17 protein-coding genes are annotated in these 22,829 nt (G+C 63.8%); 9 read left to right on the top strand and 8 right to left on the bottom strand.

Annotated elements, in window-relative coordinates; translation table 11 throughout:
• Nucleotides 1-29: 29 nt before the first annotated feature.
• Together sdhD and sdhC are read right to left on the bottom strand one after the other, a co-directional pair.
• Nucleotides 30-434 (bottom strand): succinate dehydrogenase, hydrophobic membrane anchor protein, encoded by a 405-nt coding sequence (sdhD, locus tag ACQY4S_RS20810; protein WP_428487109.1) that lies wholly within the window; start codon nt 432-434, stop codon nt 30-32.
• Nucleotides 435-443: 9 nt separating this feature from the next.
• Nucleotides 444-875, bottom strand: coding sequence for a succinate dehydrogenase, cytochrome b556 subunit (gene sdhC, locus ACQY4S_RS20805; protein WP_428487108.1), 432 nt, complete (start codon nt 873-875; stop codon nt 444-446).
• Nucleotides 876-1,229: 354 nt separating this feature from the next.
• On the opposite strand from sdhC, the gene ACQY4S_RS20800 reads away from it, so the two are divergent.
• Both ACQY4S_RS20800 and ACQY4S_RS20795 read left to right on the top strand, forming a co-directional pair.
• Nucleotides 1,230-2,213, top strand: coding sequence for a GDP-mannose 4,6-dehydratase (locus ACQY4S_RS20800; RefSeq protein WP_428487106.1), 984 nt, complete (start codon nt 1,230-1,232; stop codon nt 2,211-2,213).
• Between the two features lies 1 nt (nt 2,214).
• A complete protein-coding gene (locus ACQY4S_RS20795) occupies nt 2,215-3,147 on the top strand; it encodes an NAD-dependent epimerase/dehydratase family protein (protein WP_428487105.1) in 933 nt (310 codons plus the stop codon).
• Nucleotides 3,148-3,233: 86 nt separating this feature from the next.
• On the opposite strand, the gene ACQY4S_RS20790 is transcribed toward ACQY4S_RS20795, so the two are convergent.
• Nucleotides 3,234-4,415 (bottom strand): glycosyltransferase, encoded by a 1,182-nt coding sequence (locus ACQY4S_RS20790; RefSeq protein WP_428487104.1) that lies wholly within the window; start codon nt 4,413-4,415, stop codon nt 3,234-3,236.
• Nucleotides 4,412-5,518: a glycosyltransferase gene (locus tag ACQY4S_RS20785; protein WP_428487103.1), complete on the bottom strand. Its 1,107-nt coding sequence runs from the start codon at nt 5,516-5,518 to the stop codon at nt 4,412-4,414. Before ACQY4S_RS20785 ends, ACQY4S_RS20790 begins: the two co-directional genes overlap by 4 nt.
• 453 nt (nt 5,519-5,971) lie before the next feature.
• On the opposite strand from ACQY4S_RS20785, the gene ACQY4S_RS20780 reads away from it, so the two are divergent.
• The 5 genes from ACQY4S_RS20780 (at nt 5,972) to ACQY4S_RS20760 (ending at nt 13,503) form a co-directional block, all read left to right on the top strand.
• Nucleotides 5,972-8,044 carry a glycosyltransferase family 2 protein gene (locus ACQY4S_RS20780; RefSeq protein ID WP_428487102.1) on the top strand — a complete coding sequence of 691 codons (2,073 nt, stop codon included), beginning with the start codon at nt 5,972-5,974 and terminating at the stop codon, nt 8,042-8,044.
• 93 nt (nt 8,045-8,137) lie between these two features.
• Nucleotides 8,138-9,682, top strand: a complete 1,545-nt coding sequence (locus ACQY4S_RS20775) for a glycosyltransferase family 4 protein (RefSeq protein WP_428487101.1) — start codon at nt 8,138-8,140, stop codon at nt 9,680-9,682.
• Between the two features lie 157 nt (nt 9,683-9,839).
• On the top strand, nt 9,840-10,748 hold the full coding sequence (locus tag ACQY4S_RS20770) for a class I SAM-dependent methyltransferase (protein WP_428487100.1): 909 nt from the start codon (nt 9,840-9,842) through the stop codon (nt 10,746-10,748).
• 185 nt (nt 10,749-10,933) lie between these two features.
• Nucleotides 10,934-12,244, top strand: a complete 1,311-nt coding sequence (locus ACQY4S_RS20765; protein WP_428487099.1) for a glycosyl hydrolase 53 family protein — start codon at nt 10,934-10,936, stop codon at nt 12,242-12,244.
• A gap of 176 nt (nt 12,245-12,420) precedes the next feature.
• Nucleotides 12,421-13,503: a class I SAM-dependent methyltransferase gene (locus tag ACQY4S_RS20760; RefSeq protein ID WP_428487098.1), complete on the top strand. Its 1,083-nt coding sequence runs from the start codon at nt 12,421-12,423 to the stop codon at nt 13,501-13,503.
• A gap of 163 nt (nt 13,504-13,666) precedes the next feature.
• On the opposite strand, the gene ACQY4S_RS20755 is transcribed toward ACQY4S_RS20760, so the two are convergent.
• From ACQY4S_RS20755 to ACQY4S_RS20745, 3 genes are read right to left on the bottom strand one after another with little or no spacing between them, the layout of a single operon-like run.
• Entirely contained in the window at nt 13,667-18,220 is a 4,554-nt protein-coding gene (locus ACQY4S_RS20755; protein ID WP_428487097.1) for a glycosyltransferase, read from the bottom strand.
• A gap of 35 nt (nt 18,221-18,255) precedes the next feature.
• Nucleotides 18,256-18,888: a methyltransferase domain-containing protein gene (locus ACQY4S_RS20750; RefSeq protein ID WP_428487096.1), complete on the bottom strand. Its 633-nt coding sequence runs from the start codon at nt 18,886-18,888 to the stop codon at nt 18,256-18,258.
• Between the two features lie 20 nt (nt 18,889-18,908).
• On the bottom strand, nt 18,909-20,027 hold the full coding sequence (locus tag ACQY4S_RS20745) for a class I SAM-dependent methyltransferase (RefSeq protein ID WP_428487095.1): 1,119 nt from the start codon (nt 20,025-20,027) through the stop codon (nt 18,909-18,911).
• A gap of 276 nt (nt 20,028-20,303) precedes the next feature.
• Between ACQY4S_RS20745 and ACQY4S_RS20740 the strand changes: the two genes are divergently transcribed.
• Nucleotides 20,304-20,960 carry a LysR family transcriptional regulator substrate-binding protein gene (locus ACQY4S_RS20740; RefSeq protein WP_428487094.1) on the top strand — a complete coding sequence of 219 codons (657 nt, stop codon included), beginning with the start codon at nt 20,304-20,306 and terminating at the stop codon, nt 20,958-20,960.
• Complete coding sequence (locus ACQY4S_RS20735) at nt 20,932-21,846, top strand: FkbM family methyltransferase (protein ID WP_428487093.1); 915 nt, start codon at nt 20,932-20,934, stop codon at nt 21,844-21,846. Before ACQY4S_RS20740 ends, ACQY4S_RS20735 begins: the two co-directional genes overlap by 29 nt.
• 92 nt (nt 21,847-21,938) lie before the next feature.
• Here ACQY4S_RS20735 and ACQY4S_RS20730 read toward each other — a convergent pair whose 3' ends face one another.
• The gene (locus ACQY4S_RS20730; RefSeq protein ID WP_428487092.1) at nt 21,939-22,691 is read right to left on the bottom strand and encodes a hypothetical protein; all 753 of its coding nucleotides are present in this window, start codon (nt 22,689-22,691) and stop codon (nt 21,939-21,941) included.
• Nucleotides 22,692-22,829: the final 138 nt, after the last annotated feature.

The raw sequence follows: 22,829 nt of genomic DNA, 5'->3' as shown, positions 1-22,829 counted from the left end.
CTTGTTCCTATTGAAGTCCTTCGCTGGGCTCAAAGCCCAATTCGCAGCACCGAGACGATGCAGAGCAGCGCCAGCAGGAAGCAGAGCCCCCTGATCAGCACCACACTGCCCATCTTCAATCTGCCGTCATGCACATAGTCTTCGATCACCACCTGTAAACCAAGGTTCATGTGCTGAAACGTCAGTATGATCAGCGCCAGCATGAGGACCAGCGACACCGGTCCCGACATCCAGGCGATCATCGCCGCCCGCGGCTCGCCGGACAGGCGGATGACGGACCAGATGAACCACAGGGTCAGCGGCACCAGCGCCAGCGAGTTCAGCCGCTGCGTCCACCAATGCGCCGATCCCTGATGCGCCGCGCCCAGGCCGCGCACCCGACCCAGCGGGGAACGCAGGATCTCGACATTGGGCCCCTTAGGTGTACCGGACATAACGATGCCTCACCAAACTACCAGGCCGATGATCCAGACCAGCACCGTCGCCACGCCTGTCGCAATCACCACCGCCCAACCGGAGATGTTGTAGTCCGGCGGATCGAAACCAAACCCCGCATCCCAGACCAGATGTCGTATCCCGGCGAAGAAATGGAAGAACAGCGCGAGCGTCCAGCCGAACAGCAGCAGCAGGCCGACCGCCGATCCCATGAACCACTGCGCGCTGGCAAAGGCATTGTCGGACACCGCGGCGGCGACCAGCCACCAGGTCATCAGCAAGGTCCCGACAGAGATGGCCACGCCGGTGACGCGATGCAGGATGGATATCGCCATGCTCAACGGCCAGCGATAGACCTGAAGATGCGGCGAAAGCGGGCGGCGGACCAGCTTGCCTTCCGTGTTACGCGCCACCATCAGCGCGTCCCGTACGTCTCTCACGCGTTGCTCCAGTTCTATCGGCATCCTTAGGTGAATTTGACGGTGGCGCCGAACCGTCGGCGGTGCTTAGCCCCGCGGGATCGAGGGGTCAACGCGGAGCCGGCCGCATAGGCGGCGTTTTTCTGGGGTCGAGGCTGGCGTAATGCTGATTGCGTGAGATCACCTCAAGGTAGCCATGAGCCGACAACCTATGGACCCACGTTGCCGCCGCTCTGGCGGGCATCGCCGGCACCGATGGGCATGCGTCGCACATTGCGTTCTGGCGATTATGTGTTCATACAAAACCATGAATTCGAGACAAGTCACGGCCCCTCGTTCTTGTGAACCGCGTGAGCCCTCATTGCGAGAAGCTTGATGCCGACGTGTCTAATCACCGGGGTAACCGGACAGGACGGCGCCTATCTTTCCCACTTCCTGCTGGAGAAAGGTTACCGCGTCGTCGGCATGATGCGTCGCTCGGCTTCATCCGATCTGGTCGGCGAGCGGCTTCGCTGGCTCGGCATCCTGCAAGAGGTGGAACTGGTCAACGGCAACCTGATCGACCTTTCTAGCTTGATACGGCTGCTTCAGACGTATCAGCCGGATGAAGTCTATAATCTCGGCGCGCAAAGCTTCGTCGCCGCCTCTTGGGATCAACCGTTGCTCACCGGGCAGGTCACCGGGATCGGCGCGGGCAACATGCTGGAGGCAATCCGCATCGCCAGGCCGCAGGCTCGCTTCTACCAGGCATCCTCCTCCGAGATGTTCGGCCGCATCCAGCAGCCGCGGCAGACCGAGCAGACGCCGTTCTATCCGCGCTCGCCCTACGCGGTCGCCAAGCTCTATGCCCACTGGATGACGGTGAACCACCGTGAGAGCTTCGGCATGCACGCATCCTCCGGCATTCTGTTCAACCATGAAAGCCCGTTGCGGGGCATCGAGTTCGTCACCCGCAAGATCACCGACGGCGTGGCTCGGATCAAGCTGGGCCTGACGCGAGAGCTGCCGCTTGGCAATCTTGAAGCCATGCGCGACTGGGGCCACGCGCGGGACTATGTCCGCGCCATGTGGCTGATGCTGCAGCAGGAGACGCCGGACGATTATGTCGTCGCCACCGGCCGTAGCACCAGCATCCGCGAATTCTGCCGCCTCGCGTTCAGCCATGTCGGGCTGAATTTCGAGGATCACGTCGTCAGCCACCTTGACCTGATACGCCCGGCGGAAGTCGATGTGCTGCTAGGCGACGCCACCAAGGCGGGGCGGAAGTTGGGCTGGCGGCCGACGGTTACGCTGGAAGACATGGTCGCGGAAATGGTCGAGGCCGACTTGGCGCGCCACCGCGCGCGCCTGAAGCTCTGACATGACGGCTGCTCCACGCACCATCCTGGTCACCGGCGCATCGGGCTTCGTCGGCCGCCACTTGATGACAGCGCTCGCGACCGCATTTCCTCATACGGCACTGCTGGACCCAGCAATCGACGTGCAGAATGCGACGGAAGTCGAAACAGCCGTTCGATCCGCCGTACCTGACGTCTGCGTCCACCTCGCGGCGGTGTCGGCCATCGCGGCGGCGCAACAGGCGCCGGATCATGCATGGCAGGTCAATTTCCACGGCACGTTGAACCTGGCCTGGATGCTTTCTCGCCATGCACCAGAATGTCAGTTGCTGTTCGCGTCGAGCGCTGATGCTTACGGCGCCTCGTTCAGATCCGGCCTGCCACTCAATGAGGCTGCCCCGCTGGCGCCGATGAATGCCTATGCGGAGACCAAGGCGGCGGCGGATCTCGCACTGGGCGGCATGGCCGCGCAAGGCTTGCGGGTGGTGCGACTGCGCCCATTCAATCATGTCGGCCCCGGCCAGGCTCCACAGTTCGTCGTCGCCGCGTTCGCCCAGCAGATTGCCCGCACTGCCGCCGGCCTTCAGGCGCCCGTGCTGCGGGTCGGCAATCTGGAAACCCGGCGCGACTTCCTGGATGTCCGCGATGTCTGCGCCGCCTATGTAGCCTGCATCGTCCAGCGCGACACCCTGATCCCGGGCACGATCCTGAACCTGGCTTCCGGTCACGCGCGCCGCGTCGGCGATGTGCTGACCGAACTGGCGGCGATCGCGGGCATCGAAATAAGAACCGAGGTTGACGCCTCGCGGGTCCGTGAATCCGACATCTGGACGGCTTGTGGCAATGCGACCCGGGCGCGCGAATGCCTGGATTGGATGCCGGTCAGGCCGTGGCAGCAAACCTTGCGGGATGTGATGAACGACTGGCAGGTGCGTGTTCAATCAGAACGAGCATGAACCATAGAAGCGGACGGAACAGAGCTTTACGGCGATCGCCGTATTGCCTCGACCGTCCGGCCTGCCGACCAATCCATGATCAGGGGTCAGCGGGAAGGTGGGATGCTGCCGCTCGGTGCGATACCTAAAAGACCGGCATAATCGGGCAGGGGAAAATGCGTCGGCGGCGTCAGCTCAGGCTGATCGGAAAGCCGAACCAGCATCGTGGCCGCTGCCGCCAGGTCTGGCTCAGCCCAATACGCACCGGCCACGGCATAGGTGTCCTGAGGGTCGTGCGCCGGCACCAGCACATAGGGCACCGCATGCGTTCCAGGGCCGTGCATGAAATCCATGTTGCCTGACCAGCCGGTGGCCACGACCGGCCGCCCCAGGACCATCGCTTCGGCAATGACATAGCCGAACCCTTCCGCCCGGTGGAGCGACAGCACGGCGTCGGACGCCGCCATCAGCGCCCACAGGTCACGGCGCGGCATGGCGGCATCCAGCACGCGAACATTCGACGCGGTGGCGGCAGCCTGCGCCACCGCCCGCCAGGCCGGTCCGGCCAGCGCCGTATCATGCGTCTTCAGCAGCAGAATTCGGTCGCGACGATCGCCGAATGCCAGGCGGTGCGCGCTGATGGCCCCCAGCGGGTTCTTGCGTGACAGGGAGGAGGTGGCGTCGAACAGGCAGAGCGACACGAACGCGTCGGATGGCAGACCGAAGGCGTCGCGACCCAGCGGTGACGGGTCTGGGGCGGGAACGTGGTTTGGACAGATCAGGACCGGTGGACCTCCGGCGCGGGAGCATGCCGCGGCGGTGAAACGGCTAGGGGTCCAGATCACGTGGCAGGCCGAGAAGCCTCGATCCCAGTCGCCCGGCAGGATTGGCAGCTCCCAGTTCCACACCGCGATGACGCGCTTGTCCCGTAGCGCTCGGCGGCCGAGTGCCAGCAGCGCCCACGGCAGCATTGGACCGTTGACCTGCACCACCAGAGTGCCGGGTCCCGACGGCATCCGGGGCGGCGGACCAGCCGGCCCCTGACGTAACGGTCCGGTCAGGTCGATTTCGCCGGGATCGAAGCCGGCCGCCCGCAGGCCGGAGACCAACCGTCGAGCGGCGGTGCCAAGCCCGGTCGATGCACCCAGGTAGCCGGCGACCACAAGGCTACCCTTCCCGGTAGGCGCTGGGTGGTCGGGGCGCGGCGCCAGAAGGGCGGTAGCGCTGAACAGCGCTTCTCGCCGAACCCGATGGGGCAGTCGGCGCCACAGCCGGTGCAGCGGACTCATGCCGCGCCGTGATCAAGCCCCAGGCGGCGCAGTCCCTCAATGAGCTTTGCCGCATGCAGATCCCAGTCGCCCAGCGTGCGTCCGGATCTGGCGGCACCGATGGACAGCGCGCGATGCGTTGCGGGATCCATCATCTGCTCCATGGCGTCGGCCAACGCCTCGGGCGTGATGGCAGCGGCTATAAGGGCGTCTATACCAGTCATAACCTGCTCCGTGATCGCACCGACGGGCGTGGCCACAACAGGCAGGCCGGCAACGAAGGCGGCGGAGATCACGCCGGACTGGCTGGCCTCGCGGTAAGGTATGACCATCGCATCGGCGCCGGCCATGATGTCGCCGATGTCGGTCTCGGCGACCCAGCGCGTCGACAGCACGACGCCGCGCATCCCTTCCAGTCCCGGCGCGAGGGCCGATGCATCGCCTTCTCCCACCACCAGAAGGCGCGCTTCCGGCCGGCGCGCAATCAACAGGCAAAATGCGTCGCGCAGCAGGTCGAGCCCCTTGTAGGCACGCAGTCGTCCAAAGAAGAGAAAGCGAAACTCGTCAGCCTGATGTGGTACCCTCTCCACGGATGGAACGAAAGCTCCCAGCGGCAGCCGCAGCAATGGAAGGCTGGGATAGGACAGATGTAGCCCGGCCTCGACGTGGCTGGACAGTGTGAAGGCGGCGCGCGCGGCCCTCAATTCACGCCGCAGCCGCCAGTTCCAGAGAAAGCCACTGTCACCCAGATGCGGCCTCGCGTCATGTACGACCGGGACGAACGCTATGCCGGCCCGCGCAAGGCCAGGTGCCACCAACGGCGTCCAGGTGTGGGTCATCACCGAGACCACCGCATCCGCCCGCCAATCCCGTGCCAGCCGCACCAGCCGCGCCGTCAGCAGCGGAACCCGGGAAAGTCCGCAGGCGAACCCGGCCACGCTGCGGTAGGTGTCGATTTCCTGCCGGGGCAGCCGCAGGCTTCGGAACCCGTCGATCAGTTCGCATTGACGCGATATCGACAGGCAGACCGAGCTATCGTGCCGTCGGGCCAGGGCGCCGGCCATTGCCAAGGCAATCTGCGCTCCGGCACCCCGCCGGCCCCAGTACCAAAGCAACACTCTCATGCCGGCGCCGCTCTCGGCGGCCACGGCAGCCGCTGTCAGAAGCGGACGCGGGTGAAGCGGTCTGTATTTCCCAAGGGCTGGGTCCTCTGGCCGCGGCCCAACTCGGCTCAACACCTGCAAGAGACATTCGCCGGAGCACCTTGACGCATCTCCGCGTCGTCCCATCCAGCAGCAATGGTCTTGTCTATTACGCGAGCCAAGGAGCGGTTCTCCGGGACGGCAGCAGAACGGGTTCGTGGAATAAGGCGCTGGACGCGGGGCCAAAGCAGGTACCAACGTCCGAAGGATGGCTTCCAGTTTATGCGACGATCCGACATTTTTGCAAAGTTCTCGCCTGGTCACCTTTTAGCAGTCGGCCGCGGTCGTGCCGTGCCGGCTGCATGCGGGGCAACGCTGTTTCGCTGCCGCCGCCGCGCTTGCCATTTGCCGGAATAGCCCGGATAGCAGCCCCCGATGTCCTCGTTCGACTCCCTTGCAGAGACCCGCAAGCTAGGCGCTCCCGTCGTGCGCCTGTTCCGCGTCGCACTCGGCCGCGACCCTGATCCGACTGCCCTGCAAGATTTCGCGTCCCGACTGCGACAGGGTGCCTCGCTGCCGGAACTGGCGAGGGACATCATCCACTCTGCGGCGTTCCGGCGGCTGCACGGATGCGACGTGGCTTCAGACGCCGCTTTTATCGCGAGAATCGCAGCCAATGCCTTGCCCAAGGGGGCAGCACGCGAGGCGGCTCGGATAGCACTGTTGGCCGCGGCCGACCTAGGAATGGATCGGGCGGATCTGCTGGCGGCCTTGGCCGACTCTCCCCTTGGCCGCGATCACATCCCGCTGCTGCCCGGCCTGGCTCCCGGCGTTCCGCCGGACGATGCCGCGGCGTATCGGCTATGGGTCGCGGAGTACGACAATCCGGGCGAAGCCGAACTTGCCCGGATTCCACCGCTGCGCGACGGCCCACTTGTCAGCATCGTGATGACCGCCGGCGACAGCACGGTCGAGGGCGCGCTTCGCAGTGTCGACAGCCTGCGGCGCCAGACCTACGGCAACTGGGAGCTGCTGCTCACCACCCGGCTGCTATCCGCCTGGCCCGCCGAGGCGCTGACAGCGGCAGCCGGCGCGGAGCCCCGGTTGCGGTTGCTGGACGCCCCGTATGGAACCACGAACCGCGCCGACTGGCAGCAGGCCGGGCTGGCGCAGAGCAGTGGCAAGCTTGTCTGCTTTCTGCATGCTGGCGACACCCTTCCGCCTACCGCGTTGCACGAAGTGGCGGCTGCCATCGCGGCGCATCCGCAGACCCAGTTGCTGTACACCGATGAGGACGTGGCGGATGCCGGCGGCCGGCGCAATCCGCGCTTCAAGCCTGACTTCTCGCCTGACCTTCTGCTGGCCGGCAACAGCATCGGCCAGCTTGCCGTCTACCGTATGGAGCTGCTGGACCGCCTGGGCGGCCTGCAGCCAGCGGCGTCGCCATATACGGACTACGATCTTGTTCTGCGCGCGGTCGCGCTTGCTGAACCAGGCGTCGTCTTCCACCTGCCCGCGGTGCTTTGTCACCGCGCTGAACCGGCCGCTGATTGGCCGGCGCGCCCGGACAACCCGCCTCGCGCCGCCCCGGCCCTGTTGGCCGTGGAGACGGCGCCTTGGCCGCGCCTGCGGTTCCGGCTGCCCGTTCCGCCACCGTTGGTCAGCGTGATCGTGCCGACCCGTGATCGGCCGGACCTGCTGTCCGCTTGCCTCGCCGGGGTGCTGGAGCGCACCGACTACCCGGCCATCGAGTTGCTTGTGGTGGACAATGGCAGCCATGATCCTGAAGCCTTGGCGCTGCTGTCCAGATTGGAAGTCACCCCACGCGTCAGGGTGCTGCGTCACCCCGAACCCTTCAACTTCGCGGCCCTGAACAACGCCGCCGCCGCGGAGGCGGCGGGAGAGGTGCTGCTGCTGCTGAACAACGACACTGAGGTGCTGCATCCGGACTGGCTCGGCGAGCTGGTGTCCCACGTCGCCCGCCACGATGTCGGCGCCGTGGGCGCACGGCTGCTGTATCCCGATGGCACGGTGCAGCATGCCGGCATGCTGCTGGGTCCAGCCGGCGCCGCGGTCCATGTCGGCCGTTTCGCCTCGCCCGACGCACCCGGCTATGACGGCCAGCTCGTCTGCACGCGCGACCTGTCGGCGGTGACCGGTGCCTGCCTCGCGCTGCGGCGAGAAACCTTCCGGGCCGTGGGCGGCATGGACGAACGCCTCGCCGTTGCCTGGAACGACGTGGACCTGTGCTTGCGCGTGCGCGCGACAGGCCTGCGCGTGATCTGGACGCCGCACGCCGTGCTGCTGCACCGCGAAGCGGTCACCCGCGGCCTGGAAGCGGAAGACCCTGCAAAGCTTGCCCGCTTTCATCGGGAACAGGCACTGATGCAGGCACATTGGACGGACGCTATGGAGGCTGACCCGTTCTTGAACCCCAACCTTCTGGCCAGCGAGACCGGACCGCTGGTGCTCACCCGTCCCCGCGTTCGCCGTCCCTGGCAGGCATAATGTTGCCGCCAGTCGGCAGGGGCAGCGGTTGTGCCGTATCGCGAAAGCTGCCATCCCGCCGGCCGTGATGCCTCATTTATCCACGGCCGCCGCATGACCGCCGACACCATCGCCCGGTCCTCGACCCACCCGGCTGCCATCCATTCGGCTGCGACCCGTTCGGCTGCGACATCCTCGGGACCTTCGCTGATGATGGACCTGCGGCCATGCTATGAGGGTTTCGCGGGCATCCCGCAGGAAGCCCGGCTGCTGTTCGCGATGTTCGCCGGCCTCCCGCTGCGCCGTTTCGGCGGCCTAGCCTCGGGCATTCACTACACGTCGCGTCGGCCGAAGATGCGCACGCCGTACGAGAAGATGCTGGCGCAGACCCAGGTGCTGATCAGTCAGGATACCAAGCGCACCCACTGGTTGCCTGGCTTCAGCAGCCTGCCCAACTTCGTCAAGCGGCGCATCTTCCGCCCCTACTTGTCGCTGACTGAGATCTTCCGGCGCGAGAAGCTGGACCTGAAGATCGACCCCGAGGTCTTCGACGACTACCTCTGGGTCAAGCTGTTCGACCGTACGCTGGCGCCGCACGACCGGCCCCTGGTGCCGCGCGCCGAGTACTTCGCCACCGAACTGGGACATGAATACGCCCGCTCCCTGACGCTGCTGCCGCGCATCTTCGAGCGGCGGCTGGACAGCCAGGGCTGGGACGTGTTCTTCGCTGCCACCGTCTCGCCCTACAAGCTGGCGCCCGGCACCGCGAAGGTGATCCGCTACTACGATGCCTTGCCCCTGCTCAGCCCGCACACCGTGGGGGAGCCCTGGCCGCACGCCCTTAGTCACGGCCGCATGTTGCAGCGGAACATCGAGGATGGCGCCACCTTCTTCTGCGATTCTGAACCGGTGCGCGGCGACGTGCTGCGGCTGTTCCCGAAAGCGGAAGATCGCGTGCACACCATTCCGGTGATGCTGGCGCCCGAATACCGACCCGACGTCCGGCCGGAAAGCGACCTGCGCACCATCCTTGCCCGTCGCGCCAGCCCAGCCACCGCCGCCAGCCGCCGGATTGCGGAGCCCGCCGCGCTGCCGCGCCTGATCATGGCCGTCTCCACGCTGGAGCCGCGCAAGAACTACCTTAAGCTGTTCCACGCCTTTGAGATCGCGCGGCGCATGACGAAGCAGCCGATGCAACTGCTGATCGTGGCCAATCCAGGCTGGCGTTCGGATGCCGAACTGGTGGAGCTGAAGGCGCTGGTGCGCGAAGGCGCCTTCCACGTCAGCGGCGTGCCGCTGGCGGAACTGCGCATTCTCTACTCCATGGCGCATTGCGTGGTGGCGCCAAGCCGAGCCGAAGGGTTTGATTATTCGGGGGCGGAGGCGATGGCGTGCGGCACGCCGCTGCTGGCCTCCGCCATTCCCGTGCATCGCTGGGTCTACGGCGACGCCGCCGAATATTTCGATCCCTATGACGAGGTCGAGCTGGCGAAGCTGCTTGCCCGCACCGTGCAACTGCCGCGCGAGGAGGGCCACTTGGCCGCCTTGCGTGAGCGTGGGCTGCGCCAGGCCGCCCTGTATAGTTCGCAGGTGTTGGCCCCGCGTTGGGAAGACGCCATTCGCAAGGTTGCCGCCGAACACCGGCCGCGTCCGAGATAAGCCGGCATGCGCCCCTTCACACGCTGTTCCGGATATGAGTGTCCTGGATTGGTTAGATTCTATAGCTTCTTCGTGATCAGTAAATCGTGCGTCCCTATCATGTTCAAACGCCTAGCAAATCCGTTCGGATTTGGTAAGGCGAGGAAGGACCCCATCCGTGCCTGACTCCGACACCGCCATTCCAAGCCTTCGGGGCGCACGGCCGAAGGCGGCCCTCGCCGCGATCATTCGGGCGCTGCCAACGCCCTCCCGCTCGGCCGTCCGAGCTGCCATCCAGGCCCTGACGGGTGACCGGCCTTCCAGCGATCACGACCAGGACGGGCCGGCACCACAAGGCTTGATCATGGGCGATATCGACTTGTACTGGGAGAACTCTTTCCCGCTGATCGAGGGTTGGGTGAACGATCGCTGGCGGGAGCATCTCAAGCTTCTCAACGACACCCAGAACCGCTTGGGGATCACCGGCCATATCGGGGAGATCGGCGTCTTCCACGGCAAGTTGCTGATTGCCCTGGCGCATCTGGCGCAGCCCGGCACCAAGGTCACCGCCATCGACGTGTTCGATGACCAGAGCAAGAACATCGACGGCGCCGGCGTCGGCAGCCTGGATCAACTGACTTCGAACATCGACGCACATGGGCCACGAAGCGGCCTTGACTATGCTTTCGTCAAGGCCGACAGCGCGGCGCTGAACGCGGCTGATATCCTGAAACTGGGGCAGGACCGCGGACCGTTCCGGCTGTTCTCGGTCGATGGCTGTCATACGGCGGAGCATACGCTGAACGACCTGCTGACGGCGCAGGATTGCCTAGCACCCGGCGGCGTCATTATGCTCGACGACATGTTCCAGGCGCACTGGCCCGGCGTGACCGAGGCGGTCGGCTTGTTCTACTCGCGCTATGTCCCCAGGGTGAAGCCGTTCCTTTACTGCGCGCACAAGATGTTCTTCATTGGCCACGGCTGGCACGCCGACTTCCTGCGCCTGTGGTCCGAGCAGTTCGGACAGCGGCCGGATGCGAAGCTGACGCAGATGTACGGCAACACCTTCCTGTCCCTGTTTCCTTAGATGCCCGGCCCGATCGTAGTCATGGGCATTTGGGTTATGCATTGGCGCCCCAGACCGTGGAAAGACGTGGCCATACGCACATGCAATGGACGAATTGTCTCGCGAAACGGGACAATTCGTCCATTGGAGCGGTTACCATATCGCGACGCGGTCCTCCGCGAGGACCTGACGGGACAAACTGCGTCATGAAAAATCTCCTGCGCGTCGCGTGCCTGCTGCTCGTGAGCATGACGGCCGTCCAAGCCGGGCAGGCGCGAGAGCAGGGTTTCCGCGCTTCACTTTCAGTAAGCCCTTATACCGAGATGGTAATCCGCAAGGGCATGATATTCACCGATGGCGCCACCCGCGCTGAAACGACAGAACAGCTAGAGCGAATGTTCCGAGCGCACGGCGGCACGGAGGTCTACACCAGGGTCGCGACGCGATGGCGAACCCAGCCGGGCAATGGGGACTACAGCCTTGATCGAGCGTTGGAGCGGGCGGTGCTGGCAAAGGCGCTGGGCCTTCCCTTCAATCCGGAACTAGGCCTGTTCAGTATCTACGGCGACATCCGCGGCGAGCCCGCGCCCGATTTTAGCGATTACCCTTTGATAACCGTGCCTGGGGCTTGGCACACGCTCACGCTTGAGCAGATGGTTTCGGCGCTGACAGCCTATGGTTCGAGTGTCTCCCGCGCGATCCTTAATACCGGCGTGCGGGTACTGATCTGGGACATCGGAAACGAGGTAGAGTTTGGGGTGGCCGGAGTTGCCCCGCGGCCACAGGATCCGTCGCTATTCAACCAGCTTGGAGGATACCAGTCGCCAGATAGAATAGATCCCGAGATCGGCCGAATGAGCGAAGAGACGCTGTTGAAGATGTCGGAGGCCGATCGGATTGCGTGGCTTCAGGCACATCTCTGGCCGGTCGAAGCAAAGCTGCTTGCGGCCGTCGCTGCAGGCATCCGCACGGTCGATCCAGCAGCGCGATTCAGCACACATCTCAGCGGCCACGCAGCTTTGGCACCAAAACTTGCGGTGGCGTTCTTTGAGGCAATGCGAGATGGCGGCTATCAGGTGGACGAAATCGGCCTGTCGTATTTCCCGACCAGTAGCTGGAGCCCACCGGACCGCCTCGAAGCCTTCAAGAATACGGTTACCCTGCTCTATCGCACGCTCGGGCGCCCGGTGTTCATTGCCAAGTATGGTTACCCATCCGGGCCTATGTCGGACCCATTCCCCTGGAACGCCACCGTGCCGCAATATCCGCAGACTCCATCAGGACAGGCCGCGTTCACCTACGACCTGTCCGCCTGGGGAATCTCCAGCGGGATGCTGTCGGGTATCAGGCCATGGGCGCCTGAACTGGCGGATTTCGCGTGGCGTCCTATGGCCTTCTTTCATGCTGAGGGACATCTGGCGACCGCGAACCCGGCGTTGGATGCCATCTCGAGCGCTTTACGCGCACGCTCGTCAAAAGGAAGTTTGGATGAAATGCACGCACCTGGAAGTCCATGATCTTCGGTGCTGCGCTACCCGTGCTGCTCCTGCGGTTACAATACTTTCCCAACCTTCAACGTGCAGGCCGTCTTGCATGGCTGAACCATGGACGAAGGGTGGCATTGAGATCGCCCGTGCTTCCGCGTGGCTTACGGCAGAAAGACAGACGACGTGCTGGGTGCTTTGGAATGACCATGAAAAGCGATGATAAGTCTACCGGACCCACGACAAAGCAATTGCTTCCGCCAATAACATCGCTGAGAGGCATGAAAATGGTGGGCGACGATAACCTGACCAAGACACAGTTTGAACCGCTAGTCGAGTTTGGCTCGTTGGTTACGATGGAGTTCCGCGGTCGATCCGTGCCGGCCTACAGCGACGTGGCGAGCGGCTATGTCTTCTTTGAGCCGCCGCTGCTAGACGAACTTAACGACTACTATCAACGTGAATATCCTCGGATGCAGGCTAAAACCGGATATTACACGATCGAAGCGGACTATGCTGTGCAGAAGAACGGCTATTATGCCGACCGGATCCTGTCGGTCTACACCACGATCATGCGCCGCCCGCCGCGAAGTGCGTTGGAACTCGGCTGTGCCTACGGCGGCCTCGTCGCCACGATGCGCCAGCGGGGCGTCGCTGCGCAGGGCGCGGATATCAATGCAACAGCGATCAAGCAGGGCCGCGTCGCGAGGGGCAACGAGAACCTCATTCACGCCGACAACCTGGCAGCTCTTGCCCAAATGCCGGGCAAGGTCGATCTGATATACTCGATCGGAAGTTTGGAGCATGACGCGCACATGTTGCGTGTCATAGCCGAGTGCCGCGAGCGGTTGAGTTCGTATGGTCTGCTTTTCCTCATGATCCCTAATGCCATGTTCGCGGGTTCGGTGTTCGGCGGTTTCAAGAACAACTGGTGGGTCAATTATCCGCAGCACCTGCACATGCTCTCGCCGGGCTTCATTCCGTCAATGTGTCAAGCCCTTGGTTTCCTGCCGCTGTTCTGGGACACGCAGACCCTGTTCGAAGGCGCAACGCACCCGTCGGTACTCGACCTGTTCAATAAGCGTCAGATGACGCCAAACCGGCGCGAATTATGGAGCACGCTGCTGCTAGGCGCAGGTCTTGGAATGGAGCTCAACTTCGCGATCGCGCCAGACACGCCTGAAAGCGCCTTCCGCTTTTATAAGGTTGCCCAGGAGGTACATGGCACGCTCGAACATTCCCGCCGGCAGGAAGTTAAGATCAGACAGTCTCTCAAGACCGCCAGTCCTTGAGGAAGTCCATCCGCCACGACAACCTTAACTCCATTCCCGGCCTTTGTTTGATCGCGCGGTCCACGGGCTTTGAACGTTCCGCCAAGCGCGGTCGTGCTCTAATCCCCGAATCGGTGGTCGCCGTTCCAGCCGAGGCTGTCCATCGTTCGTTGGGGCGCCGGCATCACCGCCTTGTCGCGGTGATTATGGTGACACCCTCTTCCCCACGTGCCACCTGCACAGAGACATCAAAGTCGGCTTCCCGAAGCGCCATCGCTGGATCAGTGCCGTTTCTGCGCTCTGGTTCGGACGCTACAAGAACATAGCGGCCCCCAGGCTTCAGGACACGATACGCCTCGTTAACGGAATTCGTTATCACAACCGGCTGCCTGGCCTCCCCCTGATTGACCAGCAGGTCGAGTTCACCTTCACGTAACGACCTCGTGCTGTCCTCCTCCCTCGCGACCAAAGCGTCCGGATGGGTAAAGCGCGCGCTCTCGCGCAACTGGTTCAATACGGGTCCGTCGCCGCCAAGGGCGTGGATGCGCAAACGTGATAGCTCTGGCACTGCCGCATGTAGGCTATTTATCGCCTTGCCGCGCAGTGGCGCCAGCAGCACCCCGGCCAGCGCCTGGTCCTGGTCGGTGGCACCACAGTTGTCGCAACCGAGCCGATCAAGCCAAGGGTCCTCGGCAAACCCTTCGGCCGGCGCATCAACATTATGGGCGCCAAGCGAAACCTGTCCGCAGACCCGGCACAAGTCCATCTGCAGCACCGACTGCATGACCTCGCGCGCAACGTCCTCGGAGAAGCGTTGCTGGATCACCATCACCCCGGCCAAGGAGAGGGCCGCACAAAGTGCTGGGTCGCGCAGCAGGCGCAGCACGGCCGCGGCGAGGTCTTCCGCCGTCTCGCCAAGCAGCACTTCCTGGCCATCCATAAGGGCAATGCCCTCATTACCGACGGCGGTGGTCACCACCGGAATGCCCGATTCAAGGCTGCTGACGATCTTGCCCTTTACCCCGGCGCCGTAGCGCAGCGGACTGACCGAGGCGCGGGCCCGCTCGAAATAGGGCGCGAGGTCCGGTACATAACCGGTGACCTCCACCCGCGTGTCGGCGCCCAGCGCCCGCACCGCCTCGGTCGGCTCGTCGCCGACCAGGATCAACCGGGCATCCGGGGCTTGCCGCCAGACCAGCGGCATGATCTCGCGCGCCAGCCACAGTGCGGCGTCCACGTTGGGCGGGTGTTTGAACCCGCCGACAAACAGGATGTCCCGCCGCGCGGCGAAGCTGTCGGCATCCAGGCTGACGGCGGCGCGCGTCGGGTACAAATAGGGCGGCACCACGCGCACCGTGGCTTCCGGCACCTCTCGCCGGATCACCTCGGCCTCCACCACGCTCGGCGTCATCACGCAGTCCACCGCCCGGAAGATCGCCAGCTCCAGCTTCCTGAGTCGGTTGGACTCCTCCAGAGCCCAGAGGTCGCCCTCCAACTGGTAGCGCCGCATCTCGCGCAGATAGTGCAGGTCATGCGGGTAATACAGGATGCGGGCGGTGGTGGTGGCACGAACCAGGTCCAGCAGACCGGCCGATACGTCGGGACGCGCCGTCCAAACGACCGTCAAATGCTGGCCATGCGCCGCGAGCCAGCCCGCCAGTTCGACCGGGGCGTGGAGCACCTCGATCCCGATGTCCTGAAGCACGATGGTGTAGGGCTGGCGCGCCGTCAGGTCGGCCGGGCAGAACACAATTCGAAAGCCAAGGCCGCACAGCAGCTTCACGTACTGGAAGATCGTCAGGGCGCCGGCATGTCGGTCGTATTCCGGCACCTTGTCATCGATCATCAGGATGATGCCGGGCGCCCCAGGCCGCTGCCGCGCCAGGAACAGGTCGCCGTCGTCGGCCGGCTGCTTCTCCAGTTCGGCCATCCACTTCAGGCAGAACTTGGCGTGGTTGCGCAGCGACTGCCGGTCGCGCAGCTCGGTCCCATAGGAGGCGCTGCCGAAATGCGTCACCTCGCTGCGCGGCTGGTACTCCACCTTGAACCCGGCGCGCCGCGCCTCGAAGGCGAGATCGAACTCCTCGTAGAAAGCCGGTGCGTAGCGCTCGTCAAAGCCGCCGAGCATGGTGAACAGCTCGCGACGCACCAGGAAGGCGGCGCCGGTCACGACGTCCACCTCGCGGGCATAGTTGCATTCCGGTACGCGGGCATCCTCGCCTTGTCCAAAGCGAAAGCCCCAGCCATTGCGGAAGATAATGCCGCCCGCCTCCTGTATGCTGCCGTCGGCGTTCAGCAGCTTGCAGCCGACGATGCCAACCTTGGGATCCCGCCGCACCGGTCGCAGCAGCGGTTCCAGCCAGTCGGCTCCAACCAGCGTGTCGTTGTTGAGGAACACGATGTGCCAGCCGCGCGCCAGCGTCTTCGCCTGGTTGCAGGAGCGCAGGAAGCCCAGGTTGCCGGGGTTGGCATGAAGTCTAAGTCCCGGGATCTCCGCCAGAAAGGACGTGGTCGGGTTATCCGGCCTGTCGTCGAGGACGATGACCTCGTAGCCCACGCCGACCGAATGTGCCGCCAGGCTATGCAGGCATCGCAGCGTATCGAACAGGTGTCCGTAAACCGGAATGACGATGCTGACTTCCGGGTCGGGCCAGTCAGCGAAGGCTAGCGCCTGGTCCAGCCGGAAGCCGGCGATGTGCCGCTGTAGCGGCGTGCAATGATACTCCTTTGCCGCGCCGACACGCAGGTAGTGGCCGAGCGGATTCATGCCGCTGGCTGCAACCTCGGGATAAGTCGCGGCATACCAGCCCGTGTCGAACAGCGGGTGCGGATCATAGCCCAGCCCGGCGCCCCGCCGGAGGAAGTGCTGCAGCGGGTCGAGCCCGGATGCCTGGGCTTCGGGATATTCCGACAGGTAGCCGGCTGGGTCGAACAGCGCGTTCGGCATGGCGCCCGCCGCCGCACCCTCGCGCAGGTAGTGCAGCAGCGCCTCGACGCCGGGCCCGGCGGCCGGATTGTGGACTGCATACCACGCGGTATCGAACAGTGGGTGTGGGTCATGGCCGCGGCTGGCGCCTTCGGTCACGTAGTGCACCAGGGGCGACAGACCTGATCTCGCGCAGTCCGCATAGGTCGCCGCATACCAGCTTCCATCGAACAAAAGGCAGGGCTCATACCCCAGCGCGGCGCCGGTTGCGACGTAGTGCGTCACCGGATCGGTTCCGGCCGCCGCCAGGTCGGGGTGTCGTTCCAGGTAATACGCGGCGTCGAACAGCGGCGAGCGCCGCAGCAGTGCCACCTGTCCGCGCACGTGGCGGCGGCGGCGCATCTGCTGGCCGAGCCGCAGCGTCACGATCCACCAACCCAGCCGCAGCAGCGCGAGGGTCCAGGGCATACGGCGGCCGGCAACGCGAAACGGAGCTGTCATCCGCCAAGTGATGGAGCGCCGCATGGCATCCACTTGCGCCGCCCGCGCCTCCGCCTCCGCCCGCCCTGCCGCCAGGGCGTGATCACGGGCCTGCACCGCCTCGTGCAGTCGCGCCTCCTCCGCCGCCAGCGTCGCCTCCCGGCCACGCAGCCGCGCCACGTCGTCCTGCAGCCTGGCCGCCTGCACCCGTGCCTCGGCCTGCGTGATGCGAAGCTGTTCGTAGTCGGCCTGGCGCGCTTCCAGCCTTTCCAGCCGCGCGGCCTCCTCTCGCCGCCGAGTTTCCTCCCGCGCCACACGCTCCGTCAGAACGGCGACGTGCTCGCGCAGCACGCCCTCGTTCTCGGCGCGCGCAAGCACCTCGGATTGCAATGTCGTGGCGGCTTCGGCGGCGAGGGTCACCGCCTCCAGCCGGCTGCGCAACCGGTTGGCGGCGCGCGACGACACGCCGGGTTCCAGCGCCGCCAAGCCATGCCGGGCAACGTCCATGGCCACGACGTTGACGAACGCGTCGGGCCGCACCGGCAGGGGTGAGGCCACCAGCAGCGGCCACAGCACGGGCATGCGAATGGCGGGCGCGATTGCTGCCGCATGGTACGCGCGCGCGGTGGCGAGATCCGGCTGGAACGCGCAGGGGATGCCGACGGAGGCGGCGAAGTCCTGCCACTTGAACGGCAGGTCCACGTCACCGCTGTCCCAGAAGGCGAACGGCCGGTCGTAGGCAGCCGCCACGATGGCCGCATGCATCGCGCCGCACAGCACGAAGTCGGCGGCGGCAACTTGGTCAATAAACTCGCTGATCGCGGTCAGGTCGTTGGGGATGTTGGGTCGCAGCACCGCGGAGCAGCCGGTCAGCGCCAGCAACTCGGCGTCGTCGCGCTTCTCGTGGAAGTGCGGGACGATCAGCGTTGGGCTGTTGCTGCGCCGCCACAGGCCGACGGCCCGGTGCAGCGCCGGCAGCAGCAAAGCCGGATCGCCGACCGGCACGGTATTTCCCAGCCGCAAGGCGGAGCGGGTCAACGGCCCACGTACCGCCAGGATCTCCGCCGAACCGCGCCGCTCCGGGCTTAGTCCATCCTCCTGACGCAGGCCGCAGCCCCAGAAGATCGGGCCGGCACCGTCCAGTGCGCCGCCGCTGGGCGACAGCGGGGCCGGCTCGACGAACCAGTCGTCGATGCAACTGCCGATGATGCGCAGGTCGCGGCCCTGGTTCGGCTGGGAGAAGAACAGGTTGCGCAGCAGGTATTCCGACAGGAAGTCGCCGAAATTCTGTACGCCCTCGCCCTGCAGCCAATACCGGACGTCGTGTGTCATGGGGTTCTCCGGTTCCGGCGGCCCGTCCTGACGGATCAGGGTCGCGCAGGCGACAGGCGGGCGGCGCGGCGGCGCAGTCGCTGCAGCGGACCGAAGCCGGGGTTGCGGGCCCGCACCAGGATCTCCATGGCGCCAAACCGCTCCAACGCATTCGGCTGCAAGCCGGCCTGACGCAAAAGTTCCAGCAGCGCCTCGGTGGTCAGGGCGTTCACCCAGCCGAAGCCGGGACGATCGACCTCCGCCAGTTCGGCGCAATTGTAGGACACCACCACTGTCTCGGCCCGCCGTGCCAGGGCGGCGAGCAGGCGAGGCAAGTCATAGATGTACTCGATGACGCCGAGCAAGATGACAACGTCGCAGCGGACAAGGTGGCGCTCCGGCAGGCGCCCGGCATTTAGGTCGCAGGTCTCCACGACAGGTTCCCAGCGGCGCAGGTCGGCCGGCAGGTAGGTGCAGCCCGCCGGCAGCATGGCCTTCAGTCCTTGCATGCCGCAGCCGATATCGCACACCCATTGTCCGGAGCGGCACAGCTTGGCCGCGGCGGCGGAGCGGTCGGACCAGAACCGCTCGTAGGACGTGGCATCCTCCCAGCGTTCCCGATCGGTCGCCCCAGCCGCGACCTGGGCCTGACGGCGCAGTTTTTCCGCCGCGGGCGAAAGCCGGCTCATGCCTAGCCTTTTTGCCCCGCTCAGCGTCGCAGGCCCGCCGCCCGCAGCGCGCGTCCGACCCGCGAGCGCAGTCGTGCCGACAGCGGGCGCGGCTCGGCGGCGAGAACGCTGGGCGCACTTTTGTCCTGCCAGCCGGTGTAGTTGATGCGTGCTGCTTCCTCAGCCGTCAGCGGCCGCCGCGGCACGTCGCGACGGCGCGCCACGACGCTGGTATTGTAGTGCGGGATCACGCCGTGCTGTGTCAGCAACTGCTCGGTCAGGATCACCAGCCGCGCCACGGTCTGGTCCTTCGGGTCGTCCCAGTCGAAATTCGGCAGGATGCCGGTGAAGAAGGGCCGCATGATGGACCCGCCGAAATCGGCGCGCTGCACTACGTCGAACCACTGGTATGTCAGCGGCAGGATGCGCGAGGCATGCACGCCCTCCGACGGATCGTGCTGCAGCATCCACTCCAGGTTGGGATAGGCGACATGCTGCCGCCGGTGCTTCGCCAGGTGATCCCAACGGTATTGCGGCGCGAGGCAGTCGTCGATGCGATCCATGATCGCCAGCAGTTCGGGCTCATACATGTGGTGGTCCGGCCCGACATACTCGTCGTAGATCAGCAGGCCACCTGGACGCAGGACGCGGTGCATCAACGCATACATGTCATCGATCCGGTCGAAATGGTGGATCGCCGCCTGCACGAACACCACGTCGAAGGCGCCGGTCGGCAGGTTCTCGTGCAGCACGTCGCCCGAACGCAGCTCCAGCCGGTCGGCGTACGGCTTGTCCATTACGCGCTGCTTCGCCGCCTCGATCGCCGTAGCCGACATCTCGTATGCCAACAGGTGCTGGGCGTAGCCGTTGGCGACCAGGAACTCCTCGACGAACGCCATGCCGCAGCCGATCGCCAGGACCCTGCCCGGCGCGGGCACCAGGAATTGCCGCGCCACATGGTCCACGTTGTAGCCGTCCAGCGAGCCGGTCAGCGGTTCGGCGATGGAACGCTGGTACAGGAACTTGTGCTGGGTATAGTCGACCGGGTCGCCTTCCATCACCGGCTTGGTGCCGACATGCTCGCCGGCCTCGTACCGCCGGTCCCAGATGGCAGTCGCGTCGGCGGCCGGATCGTTCGTCATGTCGCTGTCGTTCGTCATGCCCCTCGGGGCTCCTGCCATGATCAGTGCTACTTCTAGTAGCCCGACCTGGTTTGACAAGGTATCCTGTCCGGCTGCCCTATCCGCTAATTCGTGCCGGAAGCCAGCTAGTAGTGCGTCGGATTGATGGTTGTTAGCGAACTCTCCCGCAGCTGATATACTACGAGCCGTTGGATTAGGTTCGGTAACCGCAATAGGGGGTGCGGAGTGTCCATGGCTACGCGGAAAGCGTATGTTGCTTAAAATGCCGACACCGAGGGTGTCCTGAGCAACCTGATGCACATCGGCGTAATGCAGAGCGCCGCTGTTCAACTTCTGCCGGGATGGATACGCCGCCTCCGCATCCTTCACCCTGATGTTGCAATCAAACTCTATGAGGGTACCAGCCCTGAAGTGACAGCCTGGACACTGGCCGGCGTCGTAGAAGTCGGCATTACGAGCGGGACGCACCCTGATCTCAATAGCCGCATCATATATGAGGACGATTTTGTGGTCGTTGTGCCATTCAACCATTCGTTTGCAACTGAGACGTCTATCGGTCTGAAGAATTTGGATGGTAAGCGCTTGCTAGTCTCGAGTGACAGCTACGACATACTGATCAAGGACCAACTGGCGGCAGCGGCCAGCCATCCAGAAATTGTCTGTGCTGTGCGTGATAATGCGACTTTGATCAGTATGGTACGGGAGGGTCTTGGACTGACAGTAATACCGGAGCTCGCCCTATCGGCAGCCAGGCGCGACGGCGTGCAACTGATTCGTCTTCACCCCACTTTGCCACATACGATCCATGCGCTAACCAAACGCCACAAGACATTCGAGCCTGTGGCCATGACCTTTTTAGGACTAGTGCAAAGCTCGCGACTAGAAGGTCGCGGCGATTCAGATCAAGAAATGGATGATGGCAATGGTCAAGGTTCCCGGCTGGATAGCTGATGCTTTGTCGAGATCGCGTACCACCCCGCCGCACACAACTCCGCTTGGCATCAAATCCGTCATGCTTGGAGAGGTGCTTACCTTCCTGGAAGGTGCCGCGGATGATCCCTACTTTCAAGCAATTGAAGGGCAGGCGGCAGCTCTGGCCGGTCTGGCTGCTTTAATCGCCCGGCAGGTTCCTCATGGCTCGACCGTGATCGACGTGGGCGCGAACATTGGCCTTTCTACAATCCTGCTAGCCCGGAAGGCGGAACGGGTAATCGCATTCGAGCCTTCTCCAATCAACACCGCCTTTCTGCTCCGAAATCTGGAGCGGAACGGGGTTACAAACGTAGAGGTCCATGCTGCGGCCGCGTCCAGTAAGCCGGGCATGCTGCGCTTCCATGTTGCACAATTCGGGGCTGGCTCACACGTTGTAGCTGCAGGGCATGTGTCAGGCAGTACCATTCCCACTGTGGATGTACCGGCGGTGACCTTGGACGGGACCGATTTACCACCCATAGCCTTCATCAAAATTGATGCCGAAGGTCATGAGCCCGACGTCCTAGCTGGGGCTCGGCGGATGCTGGCCCAGGACCGTCCGCTAATCTACACCGAGATAAACATCTGGTGCTTGTCCGCTTTCGCTGGCCACAGCCCAGGCGCGCTAGTGCGCAAACTATGGGAGGTGTTCGAGGTTGGTAGCCCGAAGGCGGACGGTCAGGTTTCCCCCCTACCGGATGGATACGGCTTCCTGCACGACATGGTGGCGCACACTCACGGCATCGCCGATCTTGTTCTACGACCTAAGGAAGGCGTACCGATGCCTTCCTTGCCCGAGCTTGTATGGCCGGCGTCAGCATTGGCCGCTTTGCAAAGCGGCCTTATGTCCGAATTGGTTAAATAAAGTTGGCTGGTGAGCCGCCTCGCCTGATCCCTATGGATTGTGCGTAATGCTCACATCGCTTTCGGGCAAGCCTCAACTTTAAGCATGGGTCTCTACTGCTGAAGTGGCGCTGTGCCTTGGGGACAAAAAGTCTGTGGTTGCGCTATGGCAGACGGCCGCACGAGGTTTCGAACAGAATTCCCGCCAAGCGGCACGTCATAGCGGCCACTCGTCGGATTATAGGAAGCTGAACCTTCCCGCACCCTACCATATCCGGCAACGTAATAGTATCGCTCGACATGGTCCTGGGACGGAGTCGGACCTGCCTCATATTCATCAATGGCAACAGCATCTTTCACCCCGAGGTCACCCCCAAAATTGACGTCTTGAACGAAGACCGCGTAAACGGTGTGCTGATCGTTTCCTTCGTAAGTCTGTTGGCAGCTACTAGGGTCCATGTGATAGATGCCGAAGGTGACAGGTTGCGGTCCAGTCAGGAGTGACGCGCCGGCAATGGCGTGATTTGGAGAGCCGTCCGAATTCTCAGCACTAAGTGCGTCCTGGCTTGAAGCTACCGTCAACGTCATGATTTGTGGCACACTTTGTGGCGGAAAAGCGGCATTCGGTGGCGCAGTGCAAGGCGAGCTATCGACGTTTGAAAAACAGCGAAAATCTGATGAGTTGGCGCTCCTCATGACACCAACGTAATAAGGAGAAGTATCAGAACGAGCGATGAAGTCTATAATGCCGTTGGTGTATGCGATAATAAATCCGCCATCTGATGCATAAAACCCCTCAATGCAAAGCTGATTGTCACTTTGACAAAGCATGTTACCATTGGAGATAGTATAAATGTAGTCTATCATGTTAACTTGTATTGTTGCGGCGAAGGCCTCACTTACCACAAGTAAATGAAATATAATGCCGAGTAATGCTGATCTACACCACACAAGTTATCTCCCATGGAAAGCTTTTGAAGAGTCATTGGGTATGTTTAGACATAG

Source organism: Rhodopila sp., from assembly GCF_965276935.1.
In the GTDB taxonomy this organism is placed as follows: Bacteria; Pseudomonadota; Alphaproteobacteria; order Acetobacterales; family Acetobacteraceae; genus Rhodopila.
This window is presented reverse-complemented; position numbering and strand designations above follow the sequence as displayed.